The sequence below is a fragment of the Streptomyces fildesensis genome (assembly GCF_016107395.1).
GTDB classification, from domain to species: domain Bacteria; phylum Actinomycetota; class Actinomycetes; order Streptomycetales; family Streptomycetaceae; genus Actinacidiphila; species Actinacidiphila fildesensis.
In genome coordinates this window covers 29,821-55,780 of sequence record NZ_JAAIKO010000016.1, presented here as the reverse complement: position 1 = coordinate 55,780, position 25,960 = coordinate 29,821, and the positions used below count along the sequence as shown (strand labels likewise).

Here is a 25,960-nt window from a genome sequence, read left to right as displayed (position 1 = left end):
GCGCGGGCGGCCGCCCGGCATTCCCACCCGGCAGAACCGGTCAACCGTCGCGGCCCGCGGCCAGGCCCTTGCCGCCGCCGTGCACTGGGCGGCGTTCCGCGACGGTGTCCCCCACATGGCCGTTCCTTCACCTCGCGCGTGCCGCCCGTGGACCACGGTAAGCACACGGGTGGCTGCACGGCAGGCGGTATCTCGTGATCACTCTGCCGGCTCTACGGCGCCGGCCAAGCGACGGCGGTCTCGACGGGCTGGTCGTAGTCGATGCCTTCGAGACCCCATCCGTACAGCTCGCGCAGTTGGCTCATGAACCAGTCGGCGCCGGCCGTTGAGCGGTGGATCCCGGCTTGCGGGTCGGCCCACAGTTCCCGGATACGGTCCTGCACCTGCGGATCGAGCTCCCAGCCGTCGAGGCGGATGCGGCCCTGGTAGTCCGCGGTCAGTGGGGTGGTGCCGGTGAGCTGGTCCCAGAGGTCTTCTGCCTGCTGGGCGGTGGTACGGAAGCCGTCGCCGAGAACGGCGCGGAGGAAGGAGGTGTACAGGGCGATGGAGGGGATGGCGCTGGAGGCCTGGGTGACGGCGGCGCCCGCAACGACGGTGACCGCGTGCTGCGTGCCCGCAAGGACGGTGTCGTTCAGTTGCCCGGCGGTGCGCTCCAGGTGCTCCTTCGCGGCGCCGATGGTGCCCTGACGGTAGATCGGGGCGGTCAGTTCGGAGCCGATGTAGGTGAGCGCGGCAGTGGTGAAGTCGTCGGCGAGCAGGGAGCGGTCGGCGAGGGCTTCCACCCACAGCTGCCAGTCGGCCCCGCCCATGACCTGCTCGGTGGCCTGCTTCTCGTCGTCAGTGGCGGGCTCCAGACGGATGCTGGTGACCTGGGGGGTGTGCTCGGAGAAGTCCAACGCGGGGGCCTGGTAGGGCTCTCCGAGCGGTTTGATGACCGAGTGGTGGACGGTGCCCGTGACCGGGTCGGTGCGGCGGGGCGCGGCGAGGCTGTAGATCAGGTAGTCGACCTTCCCGAACCGCTTCGCCACCAGGTCCAGTACCTGATCCTTGCCCTCCTGGGAGAAAGCGTCCGCGTTGACGAAGACGAAGTCGCTGCCCGCCTCGTCGGCGAGGCGGGCCGCGGCCGCGGTGCGGTACCAGCCCGCGGTGGCGGTACGCCGCTCCGTCTCGGCTCCTTCGTAGGCGACTCCAACGCCCCGGATGCCGTGCTGCCGCAGCCCGGTGAGCAAGGTGGCCAGACCGTAGCCCGCGCTGTGGCCCAGGAGCAGCACCACCGGGCTGCCGGTGTTGCCGCGCGCCGGGATCTGCTCCCACATTCGGGTGACCGTCTCGGCGGAGCCGGCCGGGTGGGAATTGACGATCAGAAAGCCGCGCTGCTTCAGGTCGATGTGCCGGAGGCTCAAGGGTGGGTATCCGTTCCGCTGGTCGGGTGAGGCGATCATGGAAGTGGACGATCAGCTCAGCCAGGGCTGGGCTGAGCTGATCTGGGCTGTCGATTCCAGGATTCCGCTCCAAATGTCCGTCTTCGGGCAGGGTATCGGCGTCCTGCGTGGTGATCCCTGCGAGCGCGGTACGGAGAATCCGCTCGCGGGTTGTCGATTCCGGCCTTGACGGCGCTCCTCGTTCGGCAGCCGTAAGGCCGCCGTCTCCCTGCCGCATCCCCGGCAGACGTCCCGTGCGACCACGGCGGGGAACGGCAGGCGGGCTTCCAACTCGCGCCCCGCGCCTGGCGCGACGGCGAAGACGCCTCCGGCCTCCCACAGCCGGGTCTGCCCTGGGCAGGCTGCACCGTCCTGGCCACCGACGCCGACACCCTCCACGCCTTGCGGGCCGAAGCCGTCGCCAAGGGAGACGAGTTGCTGATCATCGACATGCCGGAACTCGCGCAGACCTCACGCGTCTACAACGAATACCTCGACCAGCTCACCGGCATCAAGACCGAGGACCTGACCTACTGCGCCATCAGCCTCGTCGGCCCTCGCAACAAGATCGACGGACTGGTCCGGAAGCTTCGTCTGCTCCCCTGACCGACACCGCGCGCGGCGGGCCGGACGTCGAAGATCAGCGGGTTCGACGCACTTCCGGGTGCAGGTCCAGGTCCACGTCCGGTTCCACGTCCGGCTCCAGGGAGGCGAAGAGGAAGGTGCGGTGCGGATCCCAGTCCGTGCCGAGCCTGAGCCTGCTCCTCAGTTGGGCCCAGCCGAGCGGGGCGGCGGCGATGACCCACGCGTCCGGACTCGGCGCCGTCAGCCGTACGGCCGACCGCAACCAGGAGGCCGCCTGCTCCGGCCAGTCCACGACCGCGACGACCGTTCCCCCGCCGGCCTGCCACGCGGCGGTGAAGGCTTCGGCCGCCGCCCGTGAAGCCGCGTCGCGGCTGTGCCCGACCGCGACGGTCGAGGCGCCGACGGCAGGCGCCGTCAGCAGAGCCAGCAGCGAACGGAGTTCAGCCTCGGCGTGCGGAGCGGGCGGTGGCATCCCGGCGTACTGGGCGGCCTGCGCCGCCGGCATCAGCGGGGAGCGGGAGAGATCCCGCGACTGCCGTCCGGTCATGTCGTGCCCTCCTTATCCCATCGTGCTCGGCACGCTGGGCTCTCCTGCTGGGATTTCCAGCGCCGGTACTCCCTCGGCAGGCAGACGGCGCACGGACGGTAGCCCGCGGCCACCGCCGTAGCCTCGTCGCGGAAGAAGACCCGGTCACGTACGTAACCGCCCTGGGCAATGACCCGCAGAGCCGACCGGCAGTCGAGCCGCCCGTACAACCGGCCGCGCCGGTGTCCGCCGAGGGTGCCCGGCACCGTATCGCGGAACGTCCGTCCGCACGGGCCGACGAGGGTGTAGCGGGCGACACCGGCGCCCACCGCCGGTTCCGGGTCCGGGTCAGGCAACTCCGAGGCGGGCTGGTGCATGTCAGGCGGCATCGTGGAAGACCAGGCCCAGGGCGTGGCGGCGGCCGGACCGTACGGTGCTGACGCCGTGCCGCATACCGCCGGCCGACCACCCCCGGGTGGAACGGATGGGCCGGTCCCGGGTGGTGAAGATCAGGCCGTGCCCCTGCGGCAGGACGGTGGTGATGCCGCGCGACTGCGCCCGGGGCCGCTGTTCGACCAACAGGAACTCCCCACCGGTGTAATCCGTCCCGTAGGCGTCGAGACCGACGACCACCTGGAGCGGGAAGAGCATGTCGCCGAAGACATCGCGGTGCAGGGCGTTCCAGTCGTCCGGCCCGTAACGGAGCAGGATCTGCGCGGACCTGTCCTGGCCGGCCGCGTGACACATCTCGATCCACTCCTCCAGGTCGTCGGGCCACGGAGCCGGCCGCCCCAGCCGCTGCGCCCAGTCACGGGCGACGGTGAGCAGCCGCGGGTACAGCGCTCGCCGCAACTGCCGTACCGGCTCCGGAAGATCATGGGTGAAGTAGCGGTACTGACCCGAGCCGAAGCGGTGACGGGCCATGTCGACGGTGGAACGGAAGCGGTCGGCGTCGTCGTACAGCGCGGTCAGGGCACGGCACTCGTCAGGGGTGAGCAGCGGCGGGGTCACGGCACAACCCTGGGCGTCGAGCTCGGCGGCCACGGCGGTCCAGTCGGCGGCGGCCACCCTGCGGCGAGCCTCGGTGACGGTGAAAGCGGTAGGCATACGGTTCTCCGGAGTGGGTGAGGCCGGATCGATCCGCGATCCGGCCGGCGGCCGGCCGACTGGACCGCGGTCTGCGCGGCTCGGGGTCCTACGGCGGTGGCGGCGCGGTCGGCTGGACGCGCGTCAGATGAGAACGGGCTGCAGGGCCCCTTCGTGGATCAGGAGGTCCTGCTTGCGCTCGACACCGCCCGCGTAACCGCGCAGCGAGCCGTCCGCCCCGATGACCCGGTGGCAGGGGCGCACCAGGAGCAGTGGGTTGGCCCCGATCGCCGCACCCACGGCGCGGACCTCCGCGCGCTCGACACCGAGTTGATCCGCAAGGTGCCCGTAGGTGGTCGTCGTGCCGTACGGGATGTCGTCCAAAGCCCGCCAGACACGCTGCTGGAACTCCGTGCCCGTGGGCGCGAACTTCAAAGCGAAGGTCCTCGCGCTCCCGTCGAAGTAGGCGCGGAGCTGACGTGCCACGTCGGCGAAAACCTCGTCGTCGCGCCGCCAGTCCTCCTGAACCACCCCCGCCCCCTTCTGCCCCGGCATCGACAGCGACGCGAGCGCAACGCCGCTCCTTGCCGTGGCGGACGCCTCGCCCACCAGGAGAAGGTCACCGAGCGGACTTCCGGCAATGCTGTAGAGCGTCATGATCGTGGTCCCTTCGTAGCTGTTCTCACCTCCTACTATCCGTGGGACGGAACGCCGGAGCTGGCGGAAATCGGACACGGCGTTCATCGCCCGCTGCCGAGGTCGTGGATCTAATGCAGGCGCTGGAGGCCAGCGGAGGACGTCATGACCAGAGCCGGTTCATGACATCCCTGATCGGAGATCCTGGCGTCAGAGCGACCCGTGTAGCTGTCGACGAACCTCGGAGGCGCGCACATGCCGTCGACATCACCATCACCATCACGGCCGGGTAAGGACGAACCTCCCCAGAGGCGCTCGCGCTCCCCACTTGGTTTCCTACTCAACCGAGGGCTGGAGGAGGTGGCGGACCCGGGCCGCGGAGAGCCGTGCTTCAACCCCGGCGGTTAGGTTGCGGCGAGGATGTGTCGCGTTGCCGCGAGGTTGGCCAGTGTTCGAAGCCGCCCGAAGTAGGAGGCGCAGTACTTCTCGTTGATCACGGGCACGATCTTGACGAGGTCGTCCATGCACCTCCAAAGGTCGGCAACGCCATTGTCGTCGAGTCCTCCGTTCAGCTCTCCCTGGACGAGGCCGGCGACGTCGGCATCCAGGAGGATCAGCTCCACTCCCCCAATGTCCGCGCCCCGGAAGCCGGCGGGGAACACTGCGTGCCGGTGTTCCTCCCACAGCCGGGCAAGACGGTCTTCAGGCTGCGTTCCGTTCAGGTCAGCGGCTTTCGCCTCTGCCGCAGATGGTGGGCGAAGGAGCAGGGAAACAGCGTCGAAGACGGCACGCACCATGTCCATGGCGCCGGCTGGACCGAGGGCGGCACTTGTCGCGGCACCCTGCGTGAGCTTGTCGCGCAGAAGCCGGCTGCGGTCGAGTTCCGCGGCGAGTTCGGCCGGGTTGAGCCCTGCGTCGGTGGCCCGCTCGATCAGATCCTGAAGCGGGCGATTGACGGCCAGCCGCTCGGCAAGGACATGCTCCAGAGCGAACAGGGAATGCGTGACGGCGACGGTGGCGAACTCATACCGGTAGTAGGAGTGCCGGATGAGCTCCCGGGAGGTTTCCATCACGCTCATGACGTACATCGACGCATCGCCGGGCAGGACCAGATCGGCGACCAGGGCGTGCATGTCCGCATAGTCGAGAACGACGTCGCGGGCGCGCGGGTCCGGTACTGGTACGGGGAGTGGGCCAGGCAACGGCGGCAGGGTACTCACCCGCGCAGTCTTGTCGTCCGGGAGCCACCGGAGCCACCGGATTTGCTCGAGGCGGTCGGCGACGACCCCTTACCGCCTGTCGCCCCTGGCCTGTCCTCCGACCTCAAGGACGTCGAGCATGTGACGTTCAGTGTCTCTGAGTCCGCGTTCGAGATCTGCCCGGGTGGCTGAACAGGGTTGCAGGTCTCCTCAGGAGAATGCCGTCTCCGCCAAGGAGAGCCCCTCGCGGGCCTCGTGCGAGAGCACCAGCCGGGGCGAATGCCGCGGCGCCTGACGAAGGTACTGGTGGTATCCGGTGGCATGGAACTTGAGGTCGAAGCCGTCACCTTCGATATGCCAATGCGGGTGGGCAAGGCTGCCGTCCGAGACCGATCTGCGGAGGTGGTCAATGTCCAGACTCATGCCCATCCCCTTGAAATCGAGATCACCTTCCATATCCCAGATGTCCTCGAACACGAGCGTGGAGGGTGCGATCCAGAAGCTGAAGTGTGTCTCCGGCGGGACCGGATGCACCCACCGGACGATGTAATCGATGTCGAGCAGCAGACGTGGCAGCGAGTTCTCGGAAGGTCCTGGCTGCACGCACAGGGCGTGGATGGTGACATCGTGCCATCCCATCTCATCGAAGTCAGCGTCGCTCCAGATGCTCTTCGTCAGACCCGACTCCGCGTGTGTCCCTGTGCTCATAGCGGCATCCAAGCAGAACAGGGGGGTGACGTCACCGTCGCGGTCCTGAACGTTCGCGGCGACCGCGTGCACGGCGAGCAGCGGGCCGAGCGTATCGGCGGCGGGGACGGTGTCGGCGGTGCGGGCGGACTGGGAGTCGATCAGCCCCGAGCCCGGCCCATGACGTGCTGAACCGCGATCAGGGCTCGGGCGGTGACTGCGGAAGGCGCGTCAGGAGATCGTGTGCGGCTGTGAGAATGTTGCTCCTGATCTCGTCGATGGTGATGTCCCATTCCTCGTTCCAGTCGCCCAAGATGATGGCCCATTCGACGATGGGCTGCAGCACTTCGGGGTAACCGAGTTCCATCGCTGCTTCGACCCAAATCATGTCGGCACCGGTGGCCGGATCGACATCCCCGTCGGCGATGAGCAGGGCCCACCAGCGGGCGAGTGCCCACCGGGCGTCGTCCAGATCGACAGGCAGCCGGTAAGTGAGTCCGAGTTCATCCACCACGCGGTCGAACAGCTCGGGTGCTTCGGGCTCCTCTTTCTTTCCCAGGCCGGCGAGGAGTGGAATCGAGGGAGAGTCGACGTTGGCAAGGAGAGCATCGAGCCCGGTCTGGATGAGCCGGTCGGATCCCACCTGACGTCCCATCTGGCAGCCGAACGCGCGCTCCTTGGCGAGCATCCGCAGCCTTCGGATCGCCTCGGTCCTGGTCATGTTCGCCTCTTCTGCCGACTGCGGGAAAAGGCATATCCTGTCATCCCGGCGATGCCACTCGGTAAGGGATAAACGCCTTCGACGCGCGGCGAGGCCCGGTCGGTGATGTTCCTGTAGTGGCGGCTACCGGGTGGACGAGTGCGGACAGCGATGGACACTCCTCGCTCCGGTCGGGCCTGGAAAGTGGACACCGCCTGACACGAGTCTGTGTGCATGAGCGTTGCAAGCGCGCAGACGAACAGGGAGCAGCCCACCGATCCACTCGGCAGGGAGCGGCTCCACCGCTCGTCCCGGCCGCCGTAGCTCTGCGCCCATCACCGCCAGCACCCTCCCACCTCCCAGACACACCCCTCCCCCGGGATGCCGACCGTCGGCGGCCCACCGCGGGCCACCACCGGTCGCGCCCGTACCCACACCCCAAGGAGCATCACCATGATCTCGACCTCCCGCCCGTCCCGTGCCATCACCGTGCTGATCGCCGCCGCGGCCCTGTGCGCAACCACCGCCACCACCGCCCACGCCGCAAACTCCGAACACCGGCAGCCGAGGATCGTCGCGGACTGGGCCCGCGCATGGAACGGCACCGACCCGCAGGCGCTCGGCGCCCTGTTCACCACCGGCGGCACCTACGCCGACCTGGGCGTGGGCATCACTTTCCACGGCCCCCAGGAGATCGCCGGGTGGAAGGCCCGCGCCGACAGTCTCATCGACAACGTCCACGTCACCGTGCGCACGGCCCACCGCGACGGCAACCGCATCACCGTCAAGGCCGTCTACTCCGGCCACCTCAAGGGCGCGCCCAAGCCTTTCGCCGTGCCGATGACCACGCTCCTCGACCTCGACCGGAACCACTGCCGGATCACCTCCGATGAGGACCACTACAGCCTCACCACGGTCCTGGCCCAGTCCGGCCTTCCCACCGACTGGACCCCGCCCACCAATTGACGTTCGACCAGACCACGGCCCGGATCACAGGCCCGTATCGGTGCGTCGAGCCCCGGGCAACCGCCCGCGCGCCGGCTGGAGCTCCGGATGCTGTCCGACGTCGAACACAAGGACTGCCGGGGGCTGACGAGCATGCCGGCCTGGCCCGCCCGCCATGAGGCAACACATCCTGCGCGGCACGCACCGGGAAGTGGATGCGGCCCGCAAGGCGGATTTCAGGGGGTGGCCAGGCGGTCGAGGGTTTGGATGATGTCGTCCTCGGTCGTGGTCGGGTTGATGGTGCACAGGCGCAGGACGCTGCGGCCGTGCACCGTGGTGGAGGTGACGGCCGCGTAGCCGCTCGCGGCGAGGGAGGCCGCGCGCGTGGCGTGCGCGCCGTCCCCGCCGTGGGTGAGTGCGAAGGTGACCACTCCCAGCTGGGCCGGGGTGACGACCTCCCACCGCGGGTCGGCGCGCAGCCGGCTCTCGGTGAACTCGGCGAGCGCGATGCCCTGCGAGATCGCTGCCCTGATGCCCGCCGCGCCGTACACCCTGAAGGTCAGCCACAGCTTGAGGGCACGGGAGCGGCGGCTGAGTTCCAGCGACCGGTCACGGAGGTTGACCTCGCCGCCGGCCGCGGAGGTGTTGAGGTATTCGGCGTTGATGGTGAACGCTCGCTCCAGCGCCCCCGGGCGCCTGACGAGAACGCAGCCCACGTCGTACGGCTGGAACAGCCACTTGTGGGGGTCGATGACGAGGGAGTCGGCGCGTTCCATGCCCGCCAGGGCGGCTGCGCCGGTGGCACTCAGGGCGGCGGGAGCACCGTAGGCGCCGTCGATGTGGAACCACAGGCCCTCGGCCCGGCAGAGGTCGGCGATCTCCGGCAGCGGGTCGACGGTCCCGGTGTTGGTCGTGCCGGCGGTCGCGACCACCATCAGGGGCCGGCGGCCGGCGGCACGGTCGGCGGCCACCGCCGCCGCCAGTTCCCCGACCGGCATCCGCAGCTGCTCGTCGCTGCGCAGAACCCGTACGTGGTCGGGCGGGAACCCGAGGGCCCGCAGGTCCCGCGCGATGGAGGAGTGGGTCTGGTCGGTGAGATAGGCGACTCCGTCGCCGAGTTCCGCCCGGGCCGTCGCGAAGGCGGTGAGGTTGGCGAGCGATCCGCCGCTGACGAGGATGCCGTCGGTACCCTCGGGCATGCCCAGCAGCTCCCGGAGCCAGTCGACGACGACCAGTTCCACGGTCGTGGGGCCCGACCCGCCGCCCCAGGACGTCGCGATCGCGTTGTGGCCGGTGCCCAGCCACTCCCCGAGCACGGCCGCGAAGGACGAGGGCCCGGGCACCCGGGCGAAGTACCGCGGATGGTCACCGTGCTGCATGTTGGCGAGCGCCGTGTCCACGAGGGTCCTGATCGCCCGGTCGGCGTCGCCCGGCACCTCAGGCACCGGACCGCCCAACACCGCCCGCAGTTCCTCCGGCGTGCCCTGCTGGATCGCCGGCCCGTCCGCCCGGGACTCGCAGTGGTCGACGACCAGGTCCACGACGAGATGACCGAGCCGTCGCATCTCCTTCGGCGTCATCCCCAGCGCGTCGGCCGGCCGACGCGGGCCCGATCCATGATCCTTCTCCACGCGAACCTCCGGGCAGCCGGGCGACGGGGCACCCGCACGGTACCGCGTGGCTCTACCCTGCCCATCCGCTCCACGGGCATCCCCCAGCAGAGTCAGGCAGTGGAGCGGCACGTCCGGGGCCAGCACCGGTCCACGCCCAGACCGGTCTGTGGAACCAGGCCGGCACTTCGCTGGGATCGGAATCAGCGGGTTCTCTACCTGCTCCCCGGCGCGTCCTCTCCCGCCCGCCGACCGTCCGCCAGGCCCTCGGCTGCGCGGCCTATGCGGATCACCGCGTACCGCTCGCCCTCCCCCGGCGGCCGCGTCCATGAACGGGTGGTCAAGGTGTGCAGCCGTCCATTCACGATGGCATGACGTGGCAGAGACGCACGGAACTCACCGGCCACCGCTTCCAGTAGCGACCGTTCCACCTCGGCCCCGTCCTCCAGGGTGCCGAAGAACCGGCTCGGATCCAGTGCCCTCGGTATTTCCCCGCTCTGTTGGATCTCTCCGTCCGCGTACGTGAATGCGTACTCCTCCGCACCGTCTCGCGCCACCGAAAGGTGGAAGAACGGGTCACCATGCCAGGGCCTCAGGCCGCTCCACACCACCACCGCACGGGTGCCCGCGCCGGCGGCCGCGGCCGGGGAGACGAACCGTCGCTGGTCGAACGGGGCAGGATCGCCGTCGAAGGCGAAGCTCCAATCGGTGCCGGCCCGACCGACCGCCATCAGAGCCCTGTCGTCGTAGGACGAGAACTCAGTCCGGCCGTGCAATGACCTTTGGCGCGCCTCCCCGAGGGTCATGGGTTCGTTCAGCTCCATGCCGTCCCCGTCCGTGAGGCATCCGGGCAACTCCTCCGGCTCCACGCCCTCCACCAGGACGAACCGGTAGGACGTACGGTTGTTGCCCGGGTCCGGTTCCGCGAGCCACGCCAGGTCGGTGGGGTCGAGTGCGGCCGTCGGCGTCGGTGCCTGGCCCGCCTGCCCGCCCCGAGGCGTGGACAGCAGCTCCCGGCCCCGCTCCGGAGTCAGTAGCGGCCCGAGCACGGGGTCGGCCACCCACCCCAGCGGCGCCAGATGATACGGTCCCAGCGGTTCCCACAGGGGCAGAGCGTTCATCAGTGTCCGCCAAGCCTCGTCGGTGTCTCCCCACCGTGCCAGCTCCCACGCCCGCTCGACCGCTTCCCCGAACGGTCCGGCCGCCGTGTACCGGTAGGTGTGGTTCCTCACCTGGTTCAGCGTCGCGTAGGCCGAGGACACCAGGTCGTCGTCGGCGCCCCGCAGAGGGAACGTCAGTGTCGAGTCGGCCCGGTACGAGTGCGCCGCGTGCTCGGCGACCAGCGGGGGCAGCAGCTCGGGAGCGTACTGCGGGTCCGTCACCAGGCCGTCGTAGTCCACCATGTACCTCTCTCCGAGCAGGCGGCGTATCTGGTCGCCGAGCCCGGCGGCCCGCGGTCTGCTGTACGCCTTGGCCTCGTCCAGCATCTTCACGGCCGCTTCCCAGCCACCGCGCAGCGCCTCCAGCCGGGCCTCCTCCACCAAGGCGTCCAACGTGCGCGTCGTGTCGCTGGCGAACAGCGGCTCCCCGTCCCGGCGGTGCACCAGCAGGCTGTGGAACTCCCGGTACATGTCCCGCAGGAACTCGAGGAAGTTCGCGTGCCGCGCGGGCGGCTCGGCCCGCCAGCTCGCCCACGTGTACACGGCCCACTCACCGTTCTCGTCCACGTCCTCGGGATCCATGAGGACGTAGGCGATGTCGGACTCGACATCGAGCTGCAGTCCGCGCCGCCAGATGTCCGCCTCCTGCCGTTCCTCGGGGCCGGCGTCCTCGTCCAGATACTCCTCGAACAGGACCGCGAGTCCCGACTCATCGTTGTGCCAGCGCGCGGCCTCGGTGCCCGCCAGCAACGACACGGACCCGCCCGCATGCCGCAACCCGTCGCTGACCTTGAGGAACTCCCGGTACGACGGGGGCATCCGCCGGCCAAGGCACTCCTCCATGGCTGCGATCCGCTCCTCGGACGCGGCCGGGAACCCCAGCCAGCGCGCTTGCCGCGCGCTTTCGTCGCCTTCGTCCTGCGTCTCGCCGTCGGGCAGGGAATCCGCCCACTCCCCGCTCCACCTGAGCAGGAAGGCCCGCCAGTCGAATGCCGTGGTGTCCGTCATGCGCCCGATGCTGCCACCCGCCACTGACAGTGCTCCGCTGCTTGTTGTGGACAACCGGCCGGGACGTCAGCAGGCGGCGGCCAACGCTGATCGCACGCCGTGGCGCTACTGACCGGCGCAGCAGGGGTGCTGTTCAACACCGCCTATCCGCCGTTCTTCGCCCACCTGGTGCCCCGCTCGTCCTACCTCGACGCGAACAGCAAGCTCAGTGCGAGCCGTTCCGCGTCATACGTCGCCGGCCCGGCGATCGGTGGCGCTCTGGTCCAGGCGCTCACCGCTCCCGTCGCCGTCGTCGTCGACGCCCTGACGTTCCTGGCGTCCGCGATTCTGGTCGGTCGGGGTTCCACCGACGAACCGGCGGCCGCCCCTGACCGAGCGACACCCCCGCTGCTACGGCGTGCCAGGGAGGGGCTGGTATTCGTTGTCCGTCACCCAGTACTCCGGGCAAGCCTCGGGTGCGCGGCGACCGTCAACTTCTTCACCTTTGTCGCGGGCAGCGGACTGATCGTGCTGTTCGCCAACCGGAACCTCGGACTGACCGCGGGAGTCATCGGCATGGCGTTCGGGATCGGCGCCACCGGCTCGCTCCTGGGCGCGGTGATCGCCCCGAAGGTCGCGCGAAGGCTCGGCGTGGGGCGCAGCATCGTCGTGGGCGCTGTGTTGTTCCCGGCGCCGATCGCCATCGCCGCTGCCGCGGGCGGCCCCCTCTGGTCCCGCGCCGGAGCCTTGGCCCTGACCGAGTTCCTCTCCGGCGTCGGCGTCATGCTCTTCGACGTCAACCTCAACTCGCTTCAGGCGACCGTGATCCCCGATGGCATGCGCAGTCGCGTGGCCGGCGCGTACAGCACGATCAATTACGGGTTGCGTCCTGTGGGCGCCGTCCTCGGTGGCCTCCTCGCTACGCTCATCGGCCTCCGGGCGACCCTCCTCATCGGTGCCGTCGGCGGAGCGCTGTCGCTGTTGTGGCTGCTGCCCTCGCCGATACCCCGCATCCGCTCCCTGGCTGCCGACAATCCGGTACCTCCGGACAGCGACACGGATGCGGACGCGCGACCCTTGCCTGCCTGACCCGCCGCGGATCGCCTGTGCTACCGGGAATCCATGGCCCCTTCTCGATGATCGGCTGAGCAATCGCTTGGCCAGTCCCCGGAGGAGAGATCATCATGTGGGGATGTCTGAGAACCAATTCTCTGGAGAACCGGCTGTAGTGCGGCTCCCTCGGTACACGAGGACCGAGCAGGACGAGATCCTCGGCGCCGGCGATGATCCCTTCGGTGTTGCCGCGACCGGTTTGACCTGGCTGCCCAAGGAAGAACACTTCGGCATCAGACACCGCGACCGGCTGGTGGCACACGCCGGCTTGCTACGGCTGCCGGTTGCGATCGGCGACACGAAGACAGAGGTGGTGGGCGTCGGCGGGGTGGCCGTAGCACCCCACATGCAAGGCCAGGGGCTCGCCCGGCTCGTGCTCGCAGCGGCACTCGACCACGCACGCACGATGGGTCCACAGCACGCTCTCCTGTTCTGCCGGCCCCCTCTCATGCCGCTGTACCAGCGCCTGGGATGGCACCCGCTCGACAGGGACGTCCTTGTCGAACAACCCGACACCCGCTTGGTGACCATGCCACTGCGGACCATGGTGATCGCCCTGCGCGACAACGCGTACTGGCCTCCGGAGCCAGTGCGGCTGTTCTCCCTCCCGATGTGACGGGCCCCGGCCGCACCGGTTGTCGGCTACGCGGCGGCACCCAGCGAAGGGAACAGGGTCTGCGCCCTTGACCTGGGTCGACCGCTCCGCGCCGATGGCACGGTACTGCTCGCGTCGGTCACTTCCGCTCCAGCGCGGCCAGCCGCAGCTCAAGTTGGTCAACCCGGTGTCGTAGCAGGGCGACCTGTGCTTCCAGGCTGACCTCCCGTTCCGCCCTGCGCTGAATGCGCGGTGACGCGGCGGCGCGCTCGATCACCGCGTCCAACTGGACCAGGCGCTGTGGCCCGTTCGGGCCGTCCGCCAACCGGGACTGGATCTCGCCGTTGCGGTACCAGGACCGCAGGGCCGAGCGGGAAACGCCGGTCTCAGCCTCCGCCTTGCCCAGCGTGACCCAGGGTGTCTCATCCAGATGCTCGAACAGCTCGAGCTCGTTCTGCCAGCGCGCGAGCCGGTCCTCCCAGTCCGACGGTGACTCCATCACACCCTCCCTTCAACACAGTTACCCTGTCAATAGCAGTGTATTGACAGGGTTGAGACCATGGAACCATGCCATTTGAAAGGTTCACTCCGGAAGCCCGCAAGGTGGTCGTCACGGCTCAGGAGGAGGCGAGGCTGCTCAGGCACAACCACATCGGCACGGAGCACATCCTGTTGGGGCTGCTCGACGCGCCCGACAGCACGGCGGCGAAAGTCCTGCACCGGCTCGGATACAACAAGCAGACGGCGCAGGCCGATATCGCCGCGGTGGTCAAGCCCGGCACGCAGGAGCTGAGCGGCCATATCCCCTTCGCTCCGCAAGCGAAGAAGACACTCGAACTCGCCCTCCGCGAGGCGCAGCAGCTGCACCACACCAACATCGGGACGGAACACATCCTCCTTGCCCTGGTCAGCGAAGGTGAGGGCGTCGGCGCGAAAATCCTTGCCGAGCGGATCAATCCGATCAGCAAGATCCGTGCCGCCGTGCTGGCGTCGTCGGAGGGATCGCAGGACGTCACGGCCGGCCCCTGGCCTGCCGGCACATCTGCCACCGAGGACACCCTGTCCGCCGCCGGCGCGCTGGCCGGTGGCGCACCGGTCGGCAGCCATCACCTGTTGGAGGCGATGCTGCGCGCGGAGAACAGCATGGCGGCCAAGGTGCTGCGCGAACTCGGAGTCGACCCGAAGGCGGTCGCCGCCAAGATCGACGCACTGGATCCGGAGACGACCACGGACGCGAACCCGGAGGAAGCCGCCGCGCGCACGATGGAGATCCGGCTGGTCGACGATGAGGTGCACGTGATCCTGCGGGACCCGACAACCGTCACGCTCGCCAAGAAGGTCACCGAGCTGGCCAACGGCCCGATCCAGGGCGTCGGGCCGGTGGCCGGCATGTTCGTCCCGCTCTGGCGGTCGGCCAACCAACTGCTGCTGCAGGTCCAACGTGTGCTGGAACCGGAACCCGAAGAGGACGGATCCGCCGCGGGCAACGTGGCCAAGGTCGTACGCGCGGTCCTCGCACCCCGGCTCCGCCGGTGAGCCGGCCGATCAGCGGGCGAGAACCTGTCGTCGGGACGAGCAAGGACAGCCCGGGGTGCGGTGATTCGGAGGCCCCCATGACCATCAGCAGCGTTGGCGCCGGCTTGGGCGGCCTGGCCCTTGCTCGTGTGCTGCACATGAACGGCATCGACGCCGTGGTGTACGAACGGGAATCGTCGCGTGGCGCGCGCGGTCAGGGTGGCATGCTTGATCTGCACTCCGGGACCGGGCAGCGGGCGTTGCGCGAGGCCGGCCTGCTCGACCGGTTCCACGCGATTGCCCGTCGTGAAGGCCAGGACCTGCAACTTCTCGAGCCGGACGGCACCCTGCTGCTGCAGGAGCACACGCCCGACGACGCCCCGCTCGAACGCACCAGCGCCGCCGGCCGGCAGTCCGCGCACATCCAGGAAGTCCTGGAGTCGCCGGACGCCGGCCAGAAAATGCTCGCATTCTTCCAACCTGGCTGAAGACAGCCGATCCGACCAGGCAACCGGCCGCCCAGCAAGCCAGCGCAATCACCTGGGGCCACACGGCCGGCGACCACCGACGCAGAAAGCGCACGACATGACCACAGTTCTGATCACCGGCGGCACCTACGGCATCGGGGCGGGATTCGCCCGGCGATTTGCCGCTGACGGGCACGACCTCGTACTGGTCGCCCGCGGCAAGGAGCGCCTGGACGCCGTCGCCGCCGACCTCCACACCCGCTACGGCGTGTGCGTCGACACCATCGAGGCCGACCTGACCACCGTGGAAGGTTGCGCCCGGGTCGAGGACCGACTGCGGAACAGCACCATCGACATCCTGGTGAACAACGCCGGCCACGCACTCCCGGCACCGTACCCGCGCAGCCCGCTCGCGGACGAAGAGCGGATGATCGACCTCCTGATCCGAGTCCCGCTTCGGCTCACCCAGGCTGCGATCCCCGGGATGGCCGAACGCCGCCACGGCGTGATCCTCAACATCGCATCCGTTGCTGGTCTCCTGCCCACCGGCACTTACGGAGCGGCCAAAGCCTGGTTGATCCGTTTCAGTGAATCCCTCCGCTTCGACTTCAAGGACCAAGGCATACGCGTCCTCGCAGTCGTTCCCGGGTTCACCCGGACCCCGGGCGCGGCGGGCATTCCGGTCGCCGACTGGCTCTGGCTCGAGGTGGACCAAGTAGTGGAAGAAGCGATGAAGGACCTGCGGCGGGGCGCGCCCGTCAGCATCGCCGGTTGGCACTTCAAGTTGTACGACCAGGCAGTCCGGCATCTGCCGCGCCGGATTGTCGCGGCCATGGCCCGCTCGCGTAAACCGCGTACATAGCCGCCGGCTCTGCATGGCAGGAGGAGATTCTCTGACGGATCAGCAGGACGAGGAGGAGGCGCTGTGACCGTCGATGCCTGGCGCGGAGGGGTCTACCGCTGGAAGACTCCGGAGGCCGCCTGACGGCAGAGCTCAACATGTCCACCGACGAGCTCGCCGGGATCGGAAAGGAGACCGACCAGCACCCCGTCGCCCCCGAATGCCGCAAAGGCCACCGTCAGCTGAATCACCTCAGGGCCCTGCCTGCGGGACCCTGAGACAAACCCGGAAGCTTCCTGGACGTGCGCAGCAGTAGTCGATGGAGCACCGTTGAGGTGGAGGTACGCCATGAAGCACTACGAGACGCGGATCTTGCTGTACTGGACCGAGGGCCAGTTGGCCCGAGGCTGGACCGACAGCGATCACGACTCGGACGATCCGATGGGGCTCGCCGAAGAGGCCAAGGCACGCATGCTGAGGATGCGGGCGGCCGGCCAGATGCCCACGCAGGCCGAGGGCTTGACGTGGACAGAGGTGGAGCACGGCGCCGTGCAGGTGTACGGATACGGAATGGGACATCACGAGACCCCCGTGGCCGAGGTGGGCCTGTTCTGAACTACATGGCCTCTCCTTAGGCGGTAGCGCGCGCTCTGCGAGGTTCTGTCCGCTCTTCCGTAGTGGCTACGGCAGTCTGCGCGACGAAGCACGGCTGTTGGCGCCGGTCGACACCCAGGTGGCCACGTGGATCCGCGCTGTCGCGCCCGGACTCAACCGGACGGTGTGACCGGTGACCACACGCCGAACAACTGCTCGGCACCCCATTCCTCGAACCGTTCCACCGCGGTGAACCCCAGCTTCGCCGCGAGGCGCATCGAGCGCGCGTTGGCGGTCTGGGTGGTGAGCACCACCGGCTCGCCGGGAAGCGCGTCGGCGAACCAGCCGAGTGCCGCTGCGCATGCCTCGGCGGCATACCCATACCCCCACGCCTCGGGCAGGAACATGTAGCCCAGCTCGGCCTCGCCGCCCTCCGGACGGACGTGACCCGGACGCTCCGCGTCACGCCGATCGAGCAGCTGGATGTAGCCGATCATCGCCCCGCCGAGCTCGACCACGAAGAAGCCGGGGCGCCGCCCGGGCACTTCGGGCACGGTGCGCTCGAGCTCATCACGCGGCCGAGCGCCGCCGACATACGTGCCGACCTCCGGCGAGGCGGACAGCTCGATGCACGCCGCACGGTCCCGCGCCTCGGACGCACGGAGCACGAGGCGCTCGGTCTCGATCGGGGCAGGTGGCCAAGCGACGTGTCCGGGCTCAGTCATGGCGGCAATCTATCGCGCGCCCGCATGCGGGAGCCCCAGTACCGGCCCACGAGGCGGCCGACCTACCGTCTTCGACAAGCAGACCCGCACGCTTTAGTAGGGCACCGTGCCGCACCAGGTCTGCGCCCAGGCGGAGGCGCCGTACTGGTTGGCCGCGCGTACCGCGACGCAGATCTCGTCACCGGAGAACGGGCCGTTGATCACATACTTGGTGCCGCTGGTGGACAAGACGCTGTCGACGTTCTTCGTGGTGAAGTTGCTGCCCTTGTTGGTGTAGTGGATGTCGTACCGGGTCGCTCGGGAGATCGCCGACCAGGACACCGTGAGCGGCATGTTGCACGCGCCGACGCAGGAATTGTTGTACGCGACGTTGTAGCCCGTCATGGCGGGCGGCCGGGAACCGGCGGGCGTGGTGGCGGGCTTGGTGGCCGGCGAGGTCGCGGGCGGCCTGGGGGGCGAGCCGACGGTACTGGACGGACCTCCGCCGCCCGGGCCCGAAGGGCCGGACCCACCTCCGGACCCGCTGCCGCCGGCGGTTGGACTGCTGTTGCCGCCACCCCCCGGCGGCGCCGAACTCCCAGCGCCCCCCTGGGCGTTCTGCCCACCCGTGACGCCCTGTGCTGTGGCGGGCGAACCGCCTCCTGTGCCGGGTGCGTTACTGCCCGCAGGAGCAGCACTCACGCTGCCGGACGGCGGCTTGGCCTCCGCTCCGGCCCCGCGGCCGCTGTCGTAGGTATGGAGCAGCGCGGCCGTGCCGCCACCGACGGTGATAACGGCGACGATGGGCAGCACGATGAGCGTGCTCCGCCGACGGGGCCGCCGTTCGCGCTCCCCCGTTGTGGCGCCCCCTGGGGCCGGCATGACGTCGGGGGTCCCGCTCTGCGGCCGCAGCCCGACGGTCGCCCGGTCCACCGGCTCCTCCCGAAGCGGCGCCGCCTCGGCGTCGAGCAGCCGTGCCGACTGCTGCGCGAGATGCGCGACCACCGCGGCAGGCAACCACGTGCCGAGCGTGATGAGGGGACGCGTCCGCTCGGGAGCGTCCAGCAGCTCGTCGACGCTGGGCCGTTGGGCGGGGTCCTTGATCAGACACAGGGCGATGAACGCCCGCAGCGAGGCGTCCTCGACGCCCGTCAGATCGGGCTCGCCCTCGACTATCTGGAACATCACGGCGTGCTGGTTGCTGGCCCCCTGACCGAACGGCAGCTTCCCCGTGGCCGCATACATCAGCACACACCCGAGGGTGAACACATCGCTCTTCACCCCGGCGCGCTGCCCGCGCACCTGCTCCGGCGACATGAACCCGGGAGAGCCGACGACCATCCCCGTACTGGTCAGCAAGGAGTCGACGGACGTTTCGAGCGCCCGGGCGATTCCGAAGTCGATCACCTTCGCGCCGTCCACGGTGAGCATCACGTTGGACGGCTTCAGGTCGCGGTGCACGATCCCGGCTTCGTGAATGTCCTTGAGTGCCTTCAGCAGCCCGAAGGTGAGGGCGTGCAGGGACGCGGCCGGCAACGGCCCGTGCCGCCGTACGACTTGTTCGAGCGAGAGCCCGGGAACGTACCCGGTGGCGACCCACGGCGGATTGTCGTCCGGATCCGCGTCGAGCACCGGCGCCGTGTACTGCTCCCCGACCCGCCGCGCCGCGTCGATCTCCCGCCGGAACCGCGCCCTGAACTGCTCGTCGGACACGTGCTCTTCGTGCACGACCTTCACCGCGACGGTCCGCCCGCTGTCCGACCGTGCGAGGAACACCCGCCCCATGCCACCGGCACCGAGCCGCCCGAGCAGCAGATACGGACCGATCCGCGCGGGGTCGCTCACCGCGAGCGGTTTGATGCCCCCGTCGAGGTAATCGTCCCGCTCGTCGTGTCCGTCCCCGTTCGCACTGCTCATGATGGCGTGACTCCCCCGGATCTTCTCGCCTGGTCATCGGCGTAACTCACCTGAGAATAGACACTGTTGATGTACCCGGTGAAGAAGGGGACGCGCGGGACGGCCGGGACGGTTCTCCGCACGGCTCCCGGACGGTCGGCCGGAGGGCCAAGAACATCAGCAGCAGGCGCAGCGGTGGGGCATTAGCTCTCCTCAGCGGTGTTCCCCGCGAGCGCGGTGACCGGAAGAGTTCATCGGGATGCTGCTCGCAGTTGAGTGAGTCCTATGCGTGGTCATCACGCTCGAGAAGTCGCTCGAAGCACAGAGAACTCTCCGTTCCTGCATAGGCACCGAAGTTCGGGATCCGTTCGTAGCCGGCGCGCGTGTAGAAGCGGACCGCATCGGGCTAGGCATCGCCGGTCTCCAGCCGAAGGCTCGTCCAGCCTCGCTCACGCGCCCAGTCCTCCAGCGCGCGGAGGATCCGCAACGCGATACCTGAGCCGCGCCAGGCCGGGGCAACATACATGCGCTTCACCTCACCTACCCCGTCCCCGAGATGGCGAAGTCCCCCGCACCCGACAGCGGTGCCGTCGTCGTCGCGAGCCACGAAGAACGACGCGATGTCCGCTTCCGACGGCGCCGCACCAGGTTCGCTGTCCGGGGTTCCGTAGCGCACGGCGATCTCCGCTCGCTGCCGGACGCGAAGGGAGGTGGCGTCCGGGTCCGCCCACGGGACCTGTTCGATCTTCATGTCACGGATTCTGACAAACATCGATTTCCGGCAGGTAAACCCATCCGCTCTTGTCGCAGGCCATGAACGGCACCCACCGCGCACTCGCCCAATCCAGCGATAGCACCGCACCTGTTGCGCACGCTACGGTCATTCCGCAGCCGCCGAGCTGAACCGTCCCGTTCACAACACGCGGCTGTGATCTGGCCTGCCGGTGCTGCGGCGCCGTGCTGGGACAATCGCGAACGTGACCGATGAGAGAGCCGTCCCGGACGCCGCGGACGCCGTTCGACCGCTGGAACTCTTCTTCGACCTGGTCTTCGTCTTCACCATCACCCAGGTCGCCTCCATCCTCGCCGCCGAACCCACGCTCCTCAGTCTGAGACGCGTGGCCGTGCTCCTGGTGATCATCTGGTGGATGTACTCCGGCTACGCCTGGCTGACCAACGCGCTCGATCTGGACCGCACCGGCCCCCGCCTGCTCCTCCTGACCGGGACGGCGGGGTTCTTCCTGATGTCGATGGTCGTACCGAAAGCCGCCGGAACGGGGCCCTGGGCGCTGATCTTCGGCGCAAGCTACCTCGTGGTCGTCACCGTCCACCTGGTCGGATTCATCGGCACCTCAGGGCACCGCGGCATCCTCCGCGTCGGACCACTGAACCTGGCCAGCGCCCTGGTGGTGCTGGCCGCCGGGTTCGTGCCGCCGCACGCACGGTTGTGGCTCTGGACGCTGGCAGCCGCGATGGAGGTGATGACACCCCTGGTCACCGGGGTCGGCAAGTTCGCAGTCGGTGCCGGGCACTTCGTGGAGCGCCATGGACTCGCGGTGATCATCGTCCTCGGCGAGTCGATCGCCGAGGTCGGCGCGGCGACATCGCGAGAGACCAACGTGACCACCTCCATCGTCGGTGCCCTCCTGGCGCTGGTACTGAGCGCGGAGATGTGGTGGCTCTACTTCGACCGCGAGGAACGAGAGAGCGAAGCACGGCTGGAACGCGTCCCGGCGGATCGCCGGCCGCGCGTCGCCGTCTACTCCTTCGGGTACGCCTACTACCTGATCATCCTCGGCATCGCGGTCGCGGCGGTCGGAATGGAGAAGGCCATCGACGAGTTCCGCCACTCCTCCCACCACCTCGCGGCCTTGCTCCTACCGCTCGGGATCTGCCTCTACCTGGTCGGACTCGCCTGCTTCCACCGCACGCTGGCGGCCAACTGGTCCCGACCCCGACTCACAGCAGCGCTCGCCGTCGCGGCACTCGTCGCCCCCGCCGCACGCTGGAACAGCGGCGCCGTCGCGCTCGCGACAGCCGCCCTGGTGCTGCTCGCACTCATCGTCTGGGAGAGCGGGCAGTTCCGGCAGAACTGGGGTGGAAGGGGAGCCGGCATGGGGGCGCTGAGCGTCAAACCACGGACGCCCAAACGGCAGGATTGACGAGCGAAGCGTAGAGATCTTGTCGGGTGGGAAGGGAACCGCCGGGAGTGGAGTATCCCTTGCACTGCATCGTCGTCAACACGGCAGCGTTCAGAGGCTGCCCGGCGGTGCAGGTCGGCCCTCCGTCGGCGGGAGAGAGCCCCATGGCTCTGTCATGGCCTCGGAGGCTCTCATGCTTCGCTTCCTGCTCGCCGCCGCCTTGGGCGGCTGGCTCCTGATCGTCCTTCTGCTGTTCGGGGTCGTCATCGCTCCGGCGGTGTGGTCGAAGTTTCCCGCCCGTCGCCGGCAAGCGCTGCGGGTCATGCAGGAACTGCGGCACTGGCTTCCCTGCCTGCTCCCCAACCTGCCCGGCTGGCTTCGGCGCCGATGAATACCCAGCTCGTCACGCTTGGCAACCATCCGAACCGCGCGGGCAGCGCCCGAGCGCGCGCCCTGCCGCAGTCGGGACGGACCTCGCGACCGGCGCTCCCAGCCTCGGCGCCGTGTGGACGGGGCCGTGATGTCTGACGCGACCGAGGCGCCGCTGCGGGCGTACCGGCTGCCCGTGTTCCCGACCGCCGTCTACTGGAACGGCTGGGCGGTGGACCGCCTCAAGGAGCTCCTCGGCGACGACCTCGAAGCCCGGCTGATCTGGTCCGAGGACCCCACCCTCACTTCGCACCCCAACCCCTGGGGAGTTCTCTGAGGGCGTTTCCGGCCCGGGGCGTTGCGGTCGCCGCGCATGCAGAGCCAGCGAATTACCGGCTCCCGGCCCAACGCTGGAGCACCCGTAGGGTCTGAGCCATATTCTCGGCCACCGCGTGCTCCCGCCATGGAATCCGGAAGCAGAATGCGGCAGCTCAGATGGATGGACGGGGGATATTGGGCACTTGCTGATCTATCTGAGCTGACGGCGGATGTCTTGACGCACCTGAACCGACCGGGGATGTTGAGTCCCGCCCGGCCGCCGGCCGGGGCAGCCATCAAGCCGGGAGGTTCACCATGAAGTCGACCACCGCTCTCAAGGCCACCAAGAAGATCACCGTCCGCCGCACCGGCGACATCCGCCTGACGTCGGCCGCTTGTCAGTGCCCGTACAGCGCCAACGCGTAACGGTAGCGCGGTACATCCAGCCCGGGCGCGCCGGATCACCGGTGCGCCCGGGTACGCCGGGTGCCGGCCGATACTGGGGAGCGATGTGAGCGGATCCACCCTTGCGGTCTACGAGTTGAGCTATGTCCCGGAGGGTGACGGGGTCGTCGTCGGTCGGCTGGACACCGGCACCTACGCGGTCTTCCCCGCCGACGGCGCCGAGTTGCTCCGGCAGCTCTCCGAGGGCCTGCCACTGGACGAGGCCGCCGAGTGGTACGAGCGGACGTTCGACGAGCCGGTCGACGTCGAGGACTTCGTGGCCACGCTCAACGACCTGGGCTTCGTCCGCGACGACGCCGCAGAACCGGAAGAGCCCGCCACCGAAGTCCGCTTCCGCCGGCTGGGCCGCGCCGCCTTCTCGCCGGTGGCCTGGCTCTGCTACCTGGCCGTCGTGGCCGGCTGGCTGGTGGCCGTCGCTCAGCACGGCGAACTGCGGCCCGCCCCCTCGCAGATCTTCTTCGTCAAATCGCTGCTGACCGTCCAACTCGTCATCACCTTCGGGCAGATCCCGCTGCTGCTCGCCCACGAGGGCTTCCACATTCTCGCCGGACGGCGCCTGGGCCTGCCGACCAAACTGCGACTGAGCAACCGGCTCACCTACATCGTGGCCGAGACGCAGACCAACGGTCTGATGAGCGTGCAACGCCGCAAGCGCTACCTGCCGTTCCTGGCCGGGATGGTCTGCGACGCCGTGGTGCTGGGAGTGCTCGGGCTGATCGCGGCGGCGGGCCGGCACGCCGACGGCAGCTTCCCGCTGACCGGCCGGGTCTGCCTGGCGCTGGCGTTCACCGTGGTGATGCGGATCGGCTGGCAGTTCCAGCTCTATCTGCGCACCGACCTCTACTATGTCTTCGCCACCGCGCTGCGCTGCTACGACCTGCACGATGCGGCCAAGGCGCTGCTGAAGAACCGGATCTGGCGCCTGCTGCGCCGCCCGGAGCGGCAGGCCGACGAGGAGCAGTGGACCGAACAGGACCGCCGGGTCGGCACCTTCTACGGACCGTTCATCCTGCTCGGCTTCTGCGTGCTGGCCACCATCACCGTCTTCGCCAGTATCCCGGTCACCGTCAGCTACTTCCGCATCGCCGCCCAAGGCATCGGCTCCGGGCACGTCGATCCGCACTTCTGGGACTCCCTGCTGTCGCTGGGCATGAACGTGGCCCAGGTCGTCGCGCTGATCGTGCTCTCCCGGCGCAAGCGCCGCGCCTCGTACGGGGCCGCCTCGGCGCCGTCGTCCCGCTCCTTGTCCACGACCTCCCCGAGCGAAGGGTGAACTGACATGGCCGGTCATCGCAGGATCATGGGCGGCAGCCCGGCGGCGCGGCCCGGGTACCCCGGCACCGGGGAGCACGCCGTCGTGGCCCGCTGCCACCGGCGGCTGCGCGGCCCCTACACCGGAGTGGACACCGTACTGCAGGCTGTGCTGCCCGAGGCGGTCCGCCGGTGGCCCGAACTGGTCGAGCACCACCGGGTGGAACTGCTCTACGGCATACCCGAATTGGCAGAGCTGATCGGGCCGGCCCCGCGCACTCTGGCGAACGAGTCCTCCATCAAGGAGCGCACCCGGTTCTTCGGCGCCGGGATGATCCGCTGCATGAGCCAGGGCATCGTCACCTTCCTGCTCGAGTACGCCCGCCGGATGCAGTCCTGCGGCGAGCCGGCCCCCTGCCTGGTCTTCGACGAGGTGGCGGAGGCGGAGCCGACCACGCAGGAGTTCATCGCCCTGCTGGTACGCCGCGCCGACCCGCAGCATCTACAGGTGGTGGTCCGCGGAGCCGAGGGCGAGCTGCCGGACGAGCTGGCGCGGGTGCTGGACCGCTGCACCGAGCGGACCGACGCCGGGGCGCCGCCGCCCGAAACCGCAACCCCGCGTGGCGAAGCCGGGTCGGCCGCATGGGCCGAGGCTTACGTGTCCGGCGACGGCACGAGCGGCGACCCCGACGAGCTGCTCGCTTACCAGCAGACGGAGCCTGACCGCGCGCGGCTGCACGACCGGCGCGCGCAGGAGCTGGAGGACGCGTCCCCGGGTTGGGGCGTCCGGGTCGGCGCCCTCGCCTACCACCGCGAGCACGGCAGCGATCCGTCGGGCGCCGGTCGGCTCGCCCTGCTGGCGGCCCAGCGCTACTGCGTCGAGGTCGGCTTCTCGGCGATGGTGGTGGACCTCGGCCTGCGCGGCCGGGCCGTCACGGACCCGGACGCCGAGCAGCACGACTTCTGGGACTTCACCCAGCAGGCGGCGCACGCCTGCGTCCCGCTCGACCGGCTGGACCAGTCGATGGAGCTCTACCTGGACCTGCTCCAGCGCTACCCGGACCCCAAGGTCCACATGATGACCAGCTACTCGATCGCGATGCTGCACACCCGCTTCCTCCGGCCGCGTGACCACGACCAGGCGCTGCGCTGGCAGAACAACGCCGCCGCCATCGCCGGCATCCTGCCCGACCCGGCCGAGCGGCTCACCTTCAGCGTCTTCCACGACAACGGCCTGGCGCTGGTGGAGATGCACCGGGGCAACCTGGGGCGCGCACTGGAACTCGTCGAGTCCTGCCTGGCCAGACTGGACGCGCAATTGACCGACGACGAGTGGCAGTTGCACCGCTCGCAGTTGCTGTACAACCGGGCCCGACTGCTGACGGCCACCGGCCGGCTGGACGAGGCGTTCGCCGACTACTCGACGCTGGTCGACCTCGACCCCTATTACACCGACTACCTCTCCGAGCGGGCCCGGATCCACCGCTCGCGCGGCGACTTCGCCGCCGCCCTGGCCGATTACGACCGCGCGGTACAGCTGGCTCCGCCGTTCCCCGAGCTCTTCTACAACCGCGGAACGGCGCGCGTCGAGAACGGCGACACCGACGGTGCGCTGGCGGACTTCGGCTACGTCCTGGAAATGGAGCCGGATGACGTCGACACCCGGCTCGCCCGGGCCGAACTGCTCCTGGACCTGGAGGAGTTCGACGCGGCGGAGACCGACATGGCAGCCGGCCTCCAACTGCGGCCCGCAGAACCGCGACTGCTGTGCATGCGCGGCACGATACTGCTGCAACGCGGTGCGCTCACCGAGGCGTTCGAAGCGCTCAACTCGGCCGTCGACCTCGACCCGGACTATCCCGCGGCCCTGCTCAACCGCGCCGTCGTCCACTACCAGCAGGACCGCTACCAAGCTGCCGTCCAGGACCTCACCGCCACGCTGGACCTGGTCGGCGACGACCCGGACGTGCTGCTCAACCGCGGCATCGCCTACCAGGCCGAGGGCCAACGGGACCTCGCACTGGCCGACTTCGACCGCGCGCTGACCCTGCCGGGCGCGGACGTCACGGAATTGAAGGAGCAGCGCGAGCACTGCCTGGCGTGAGGGTCGGTGGGCCTGAGCCGCGGAGGGACAGCGGGCGAACGGATG

At 69.3% G+C, this 25,960-nt stretch carries 25 protein-coding genes and 2 pseudogenes; 13 read left to right on the top strand and 14 right to left on the bottom strand.

The window, feature by feature from the left end:
• Nucleotides 1-212 precede the first annotated feature (212 nt).
• Nucleotides 213-1,403 (bottom strand): enoyl-[acyl-carrier-protein] reductase FabV, encoded by a 1,191-nt coding sequence (locus C6N31_RS21795; RefSeq protein ID WP_138351731.1) that lies wholly within the window; start codon nt 1,401-1,403, stop codon nt 213-215.
• A 339-nt stretch (nt 1,404-1,742) separates the two neighbouring features.
• Here C6N31_RS21795 and C6N31_RS21790 point away from each other — a divergent pair.
• A pseudogene (locus tag C6N31_RS21790) lies at nt 1,743-2,027 on the top strand (DUF2000 domain-containing protein); the annotation flags it as partial.
• A 34-nt stretch (nt 2,028-2,061) separates the two neighbouring features.
• Here C6N31_RS21790 and C6N31_RS21785 read toward each other — a convergent pair.
• The 7 genes from C6N31_RS21785 to C6N31_RS21755 all read right to left on the bottom strand — a co-directional run bounded on the left by C6N31_RS21785 (nt 2,062) and on the right by C6N31_RS21755 (nt 6,861).
• On the bottom strand, nt 2,062-2,553 hold the full coding sequence (locus C6N31_RS21785; RefSeq protein WP_187144688.1) for a hypothetical protein: 492 nt from the start codon (nt 2,551-2,553) through the stop codon (nt 2,062-2,064).
• Complete coding sequence (locus C6N31_RS21780) at nt 2,550-2,909, bottom strand: Ada metal-binding domain-containing protein (RefSeq protein WP_138351733.1); 360 nt, start codon at nt 2,907-2,909, stop codon at nt 2,550-2,552. Before C6N31_RS21780 ends, C6N31_RS21785 begins: the two co-directional genes overlap by 4 nt.
• A gap of 1 nt (nt 2,910) precedes the next feature.
• On the bottom strand, nt 2,911-3,639 hold the full coding sequence (locus C6N31_RS21775; RefSeq protein ID WP_138351734.1) for a 2OG-Fe(II) oxygenase: 729 nt from the start codon (nt 3,637-3,639) through the stop codon (nt 2,911-2,913).
• Between the two features lie 123 nt (nt 3,640-3,762).
• Nucleotides 3,763-4,275, bottom strand: coding sequence for a methylated-DNA--[protein]-cysteine S-methyltransferase (locus tag C6N31_RS21770; RefSeq protein WP_138351735.1), 513 nt, complete (start codon nt 4,273-4,275; stop codon nt 3,763-3,765).
• Between the two features lie 383 nt (nt 4,276-4,658).
• The gene (locus tag C6N31_RS21765; protein ID WP_232485483.1) at nt 4,659-5,387 is read right to left on the bottom strand and encodes a hypothetical protein; all 729 of its coding nucleotides are present in this window, start codon (nt 5,385-5,387) and stop codon (nt 4,659-4,661) included.
• 276 nt (nt 5,388-5,663) lie between these two features.
• Nucleotides 5,664-6,233: a hypothetical protein gene (locus tag C6N31_RS21760; RefSeq protein ID WP_244808938.1), complete on the bottom strand. Its 570-nt coding sequence runs from the start codon at nt 6,231-6,233 to the stop codon at nt 5,664-5,666.
• 106 nt (nt 6,234-6,339) lie between these two features.
• Nucleotides 6,340-6,861, bottom strand: a complete 522-nt coding sequence (locus C6N31_RS21755) for a hypothetical protein (RefSeq protein ID WP_138351737.1) — start codon at nt 6,859-6,861, stop codon at nt 6,340-6,342.
• 432 nt (nt 6,862-7,293) lie between these two features.
• Between C6N31_RS21755 and C6N31_RS21750 the strand changes: the two genes are divergently transcribed.
• Nucleotides 7,294-7,806 carry a nuclear transport factor 2 family protein gene (locus tag C6N31_RS21750; protein ID WP_138351738.1) on the top strand — a complete coding sequence of 171 codons (513 nt, stop codon included), beginning with the start codon at nt 7,294-7,296 and terminating at the stop codon, nt 7,804-7,806.
• Between the two features lie 215 nt (nt 7,807-8,021).
• Here the strand turns inward: C6N31_RS21750 and C6N31_RS21745 are convergent, their stop codons facing one another.
• Both C6N31_RS21745 and C6N31_RS21740 read right to left on the bottom strand, forming a co-directional pair.
• Nucleotides 8,022-9,416, bottom strand: coding sequence for a pyridoxal phosphate-dependent decarboxylase family protein (locus C6N31_RS21745; RefSeq protein ID WP_198358003.1), 1,395 nt, complete (start codon nt 9,414-9,416; stop codon nt 8,022-8,024).
• A gap of 194 nt (nt 9,417-9,610) precedes the next feature.
• Entirely contained in the window at nt 9,611-11,563 is a 1,953-nt protein-coding gene (locus C6N31_RS21740; RefSeq protein WP_138351739.1) for an SMI1/KNR4 family protein, read from the bottom strand.
• A gap of 99 nt (nt 11,564-11,662) precedes the next feature.
• On the opposite strand from C6N31_RS21740, the gene C6N31_RS21735 reads away from it, so the two are divergent.
• Nucleotides 11,663-12,631, top strand: a complete 969-nt coding sequence (locus C6N31_RS21735; protein ID WP_244808939.1) for an MFS transporter — start codon at nt 11,663-11,665, stop codon at nt 12,629-12,631.
• Between the two features lie 103 nt (nt 12,632-12,734).
• On the top strand, nt 12,735-13,271 hold the full coding sequence (locus tag C6N31_RS21730) for a GNAT family N-acetyltransferase (protein ID WP_138351740.1): 537 nt from the start codon (nt 12,735-12,737) through the stop codon (nt 13,269-13,271).
• Between the two features lie 118 nt (nt 13,272-13,389).
• Here C6N31_RS21730 and C6N31_RS21725 read toward each other — a convergent pair whose 3' ends face one another.
• On the bottom strand, nt 13,390-13,749 hold the full coding sequence (locus C6N31_RS21725; RefSeq protein WP_138351741.1) for an excisionase: 360 nt from the start codon (nt 13,747-13,749) through the stop codon (nt 13,390-13,392).
• Nucleotides 13,750-13,817: 68 nt separating this feature from the next.
• Between C6N31_RS21725 and C6N31_RS21720 the strand changes: the two genes are divergently transcribed.
• The 4 genes and pseudogenes from C6N31_RS21720 (at nt 13,818) to C6N31_RS21705 (ending at nt 16,688) form a co-directional block, all read left to right on the top strand.
• Nucleotides 13,818-14,786 (top strand): Clp protease N-terminal domain-containing protein, encoded by a 969-nt coding sequence (locus C6N31_RS21720; RefSeq protein WP_138351742.1) that lies wholly within the window; start codon nt 13,818-13,820, stop codon nt 14,784-14,786.
• 77 nt (nt 14,787-14,863) lie between these two features.
• Nucleotides 14,864-15,157 (top strand): annotated as a pseudogene (locus C6N31_RS21715) (FAD-dependent monooxygenase); the annotation flags it as partial.
• Between the two features lie 193 nt (nt 15,158-15,350).
• The gene (locus C6N31_RS21710) at nt 15,351-16,094 is read left to right on the top strand and encodes an SDR family NAD(P)-dependent oxidoreductase (RefSeq protein WP_138351743.1); all 744 of its coding nucleotides are present in this window, start codon (nt 15,351-15,353) and stop codon (nt 16,092-16,094) included.
• A gap of 327 nt (nt 16,095-16,421) precedes the next feature.
• Nucleotides 16,422-16,688, top strand: coding sequence for a hypothetical protein (locus C6N31_RS21705; RefSeq protein ID WP_138351744.1), 267 nt, complete (start codon nt 16,422-16,424; stop codon nt 16,686-16,688).
• A gap of 152 nt (nt 16,689-16,840) precedes the next feature.
• Here C6N31_RS21705 and C6N31_RS21700 read toward each other — a convergent pair whose 3' ends face one another.
• From C6N31_RS21700 to C6N31_RS21690, 3 genes are all read right to left on the bottom strand, one after another.
• Complete coding sequence (locus C6N31_RS21700; RefSeq protein WP_138351745.1) at nt 16,841-17,392, bottom strand: GNAT family N-acetyltransferase; 552 nt, start codon at nt 17,390-17,392, stop codon at nt 16,841-16,843.
• A gap of 93 nt (nt 17,393-17,485) precedes the next feature.
• Nucleotides 17,486-19,288: a serine/threonine-protein kinase gene (locus tag C6N31_RS21695; protein WP_138351746.1), complete on the bottom strand. Its 1,803-nt coding sequence runs from the start codon at nt 19,286-19,288 to the stop codon at nt 17,486-17,488.
• A gap of 385 nt (nt 19,289-19,673) precedes the next feature.
• Complete coding sequence (locus C6N31_RS21690; protein ID WP_232485482.1) at nt 19,674-20,018, bottom strand: GNAT family N-acetyltransferase; 345 nt, start codon at nt 20,016-20,018, stop codon at nt 19,674-19,676.
• Nucleotides 20,019-20,244: 226 nt separating this feature from the next.
• Here C6N31_RS21690 and C6N31_RS21685 point away from each other — a divergent pair, with 226 nt between their 5' ends.
• The 5 genes from C6N31_RS21685 to C6N31_RS21665 all read left to right on the top strand — a co-directional run bounded on the left by C6N31_RS21685 (nt 20,245) and on the right by C6N31_RS21665 (nt 25,915).
• On the top strand, nt 20,245-21,429 hold the full coding sequence (locus C6N31_RS21685) for a low temperature requirement protein A (RefSeq protein WP_187144689.1): 1,185 nt from the start codon (nt 20,245-20,247) through the stop codon (nt 21,427-21,429).
• Between the two features lie 172 nt (nt 21,430-21,601).
• Nucleotides 21,602-21,799, top strand: coding sequence for a hypothetical protein (locus C6N31_RS21680; RefSeq protein WP_138351749.1), 198 nt, complete (start codon nt 21,602-21,604; stop codon nt 21,797-21,799).
• A 129-nt stretch (nt 21,800-21,928) separates the two neighbouring features.
• Nucleotides 21,929-22,114 carry a hypothetical protein gene (locus C6N31_RS21675; RefSeq protein WP_138351750.1) on the top strand — a complete coding sequence of 62 codons (186 nt, stop codon included), beginning with the start codon at nt 21,929-21,931 and terminating at the stop codon, nt 22,112-22,114.
• Between the two features lie 492 nt (nt 22,115-22,606).
• Nucleotides 22,607-23,833 carry a hypothetical protein gene (locus C6N31_RS21670; RefSeq protein ID WP_138351751.1) on the top strand — a complete coding sequence of 409 codons (1,227 nt, stop codon included), beginning with the start codon at nt 22,607-22,609 and terminating at the stop codon, nt 23,831-23,833.
• A gap of 6 nt (nt 23,834-23,839) precedes the next feature.
• Nucleotides 23,840-25,915 (top strand): tetratricopeptide repeat protein, encoded by a 2,076-nt coding sequence (locus C6N31_RS21665; RefSeq protein WP_198358002.1) that lies wholly within the window; start codon nt 23,840-23,842, stop codon nt 25,913-25,915.
• Nucleotides 25,916-25,960 lie beyond the last annotated feature (45 nt).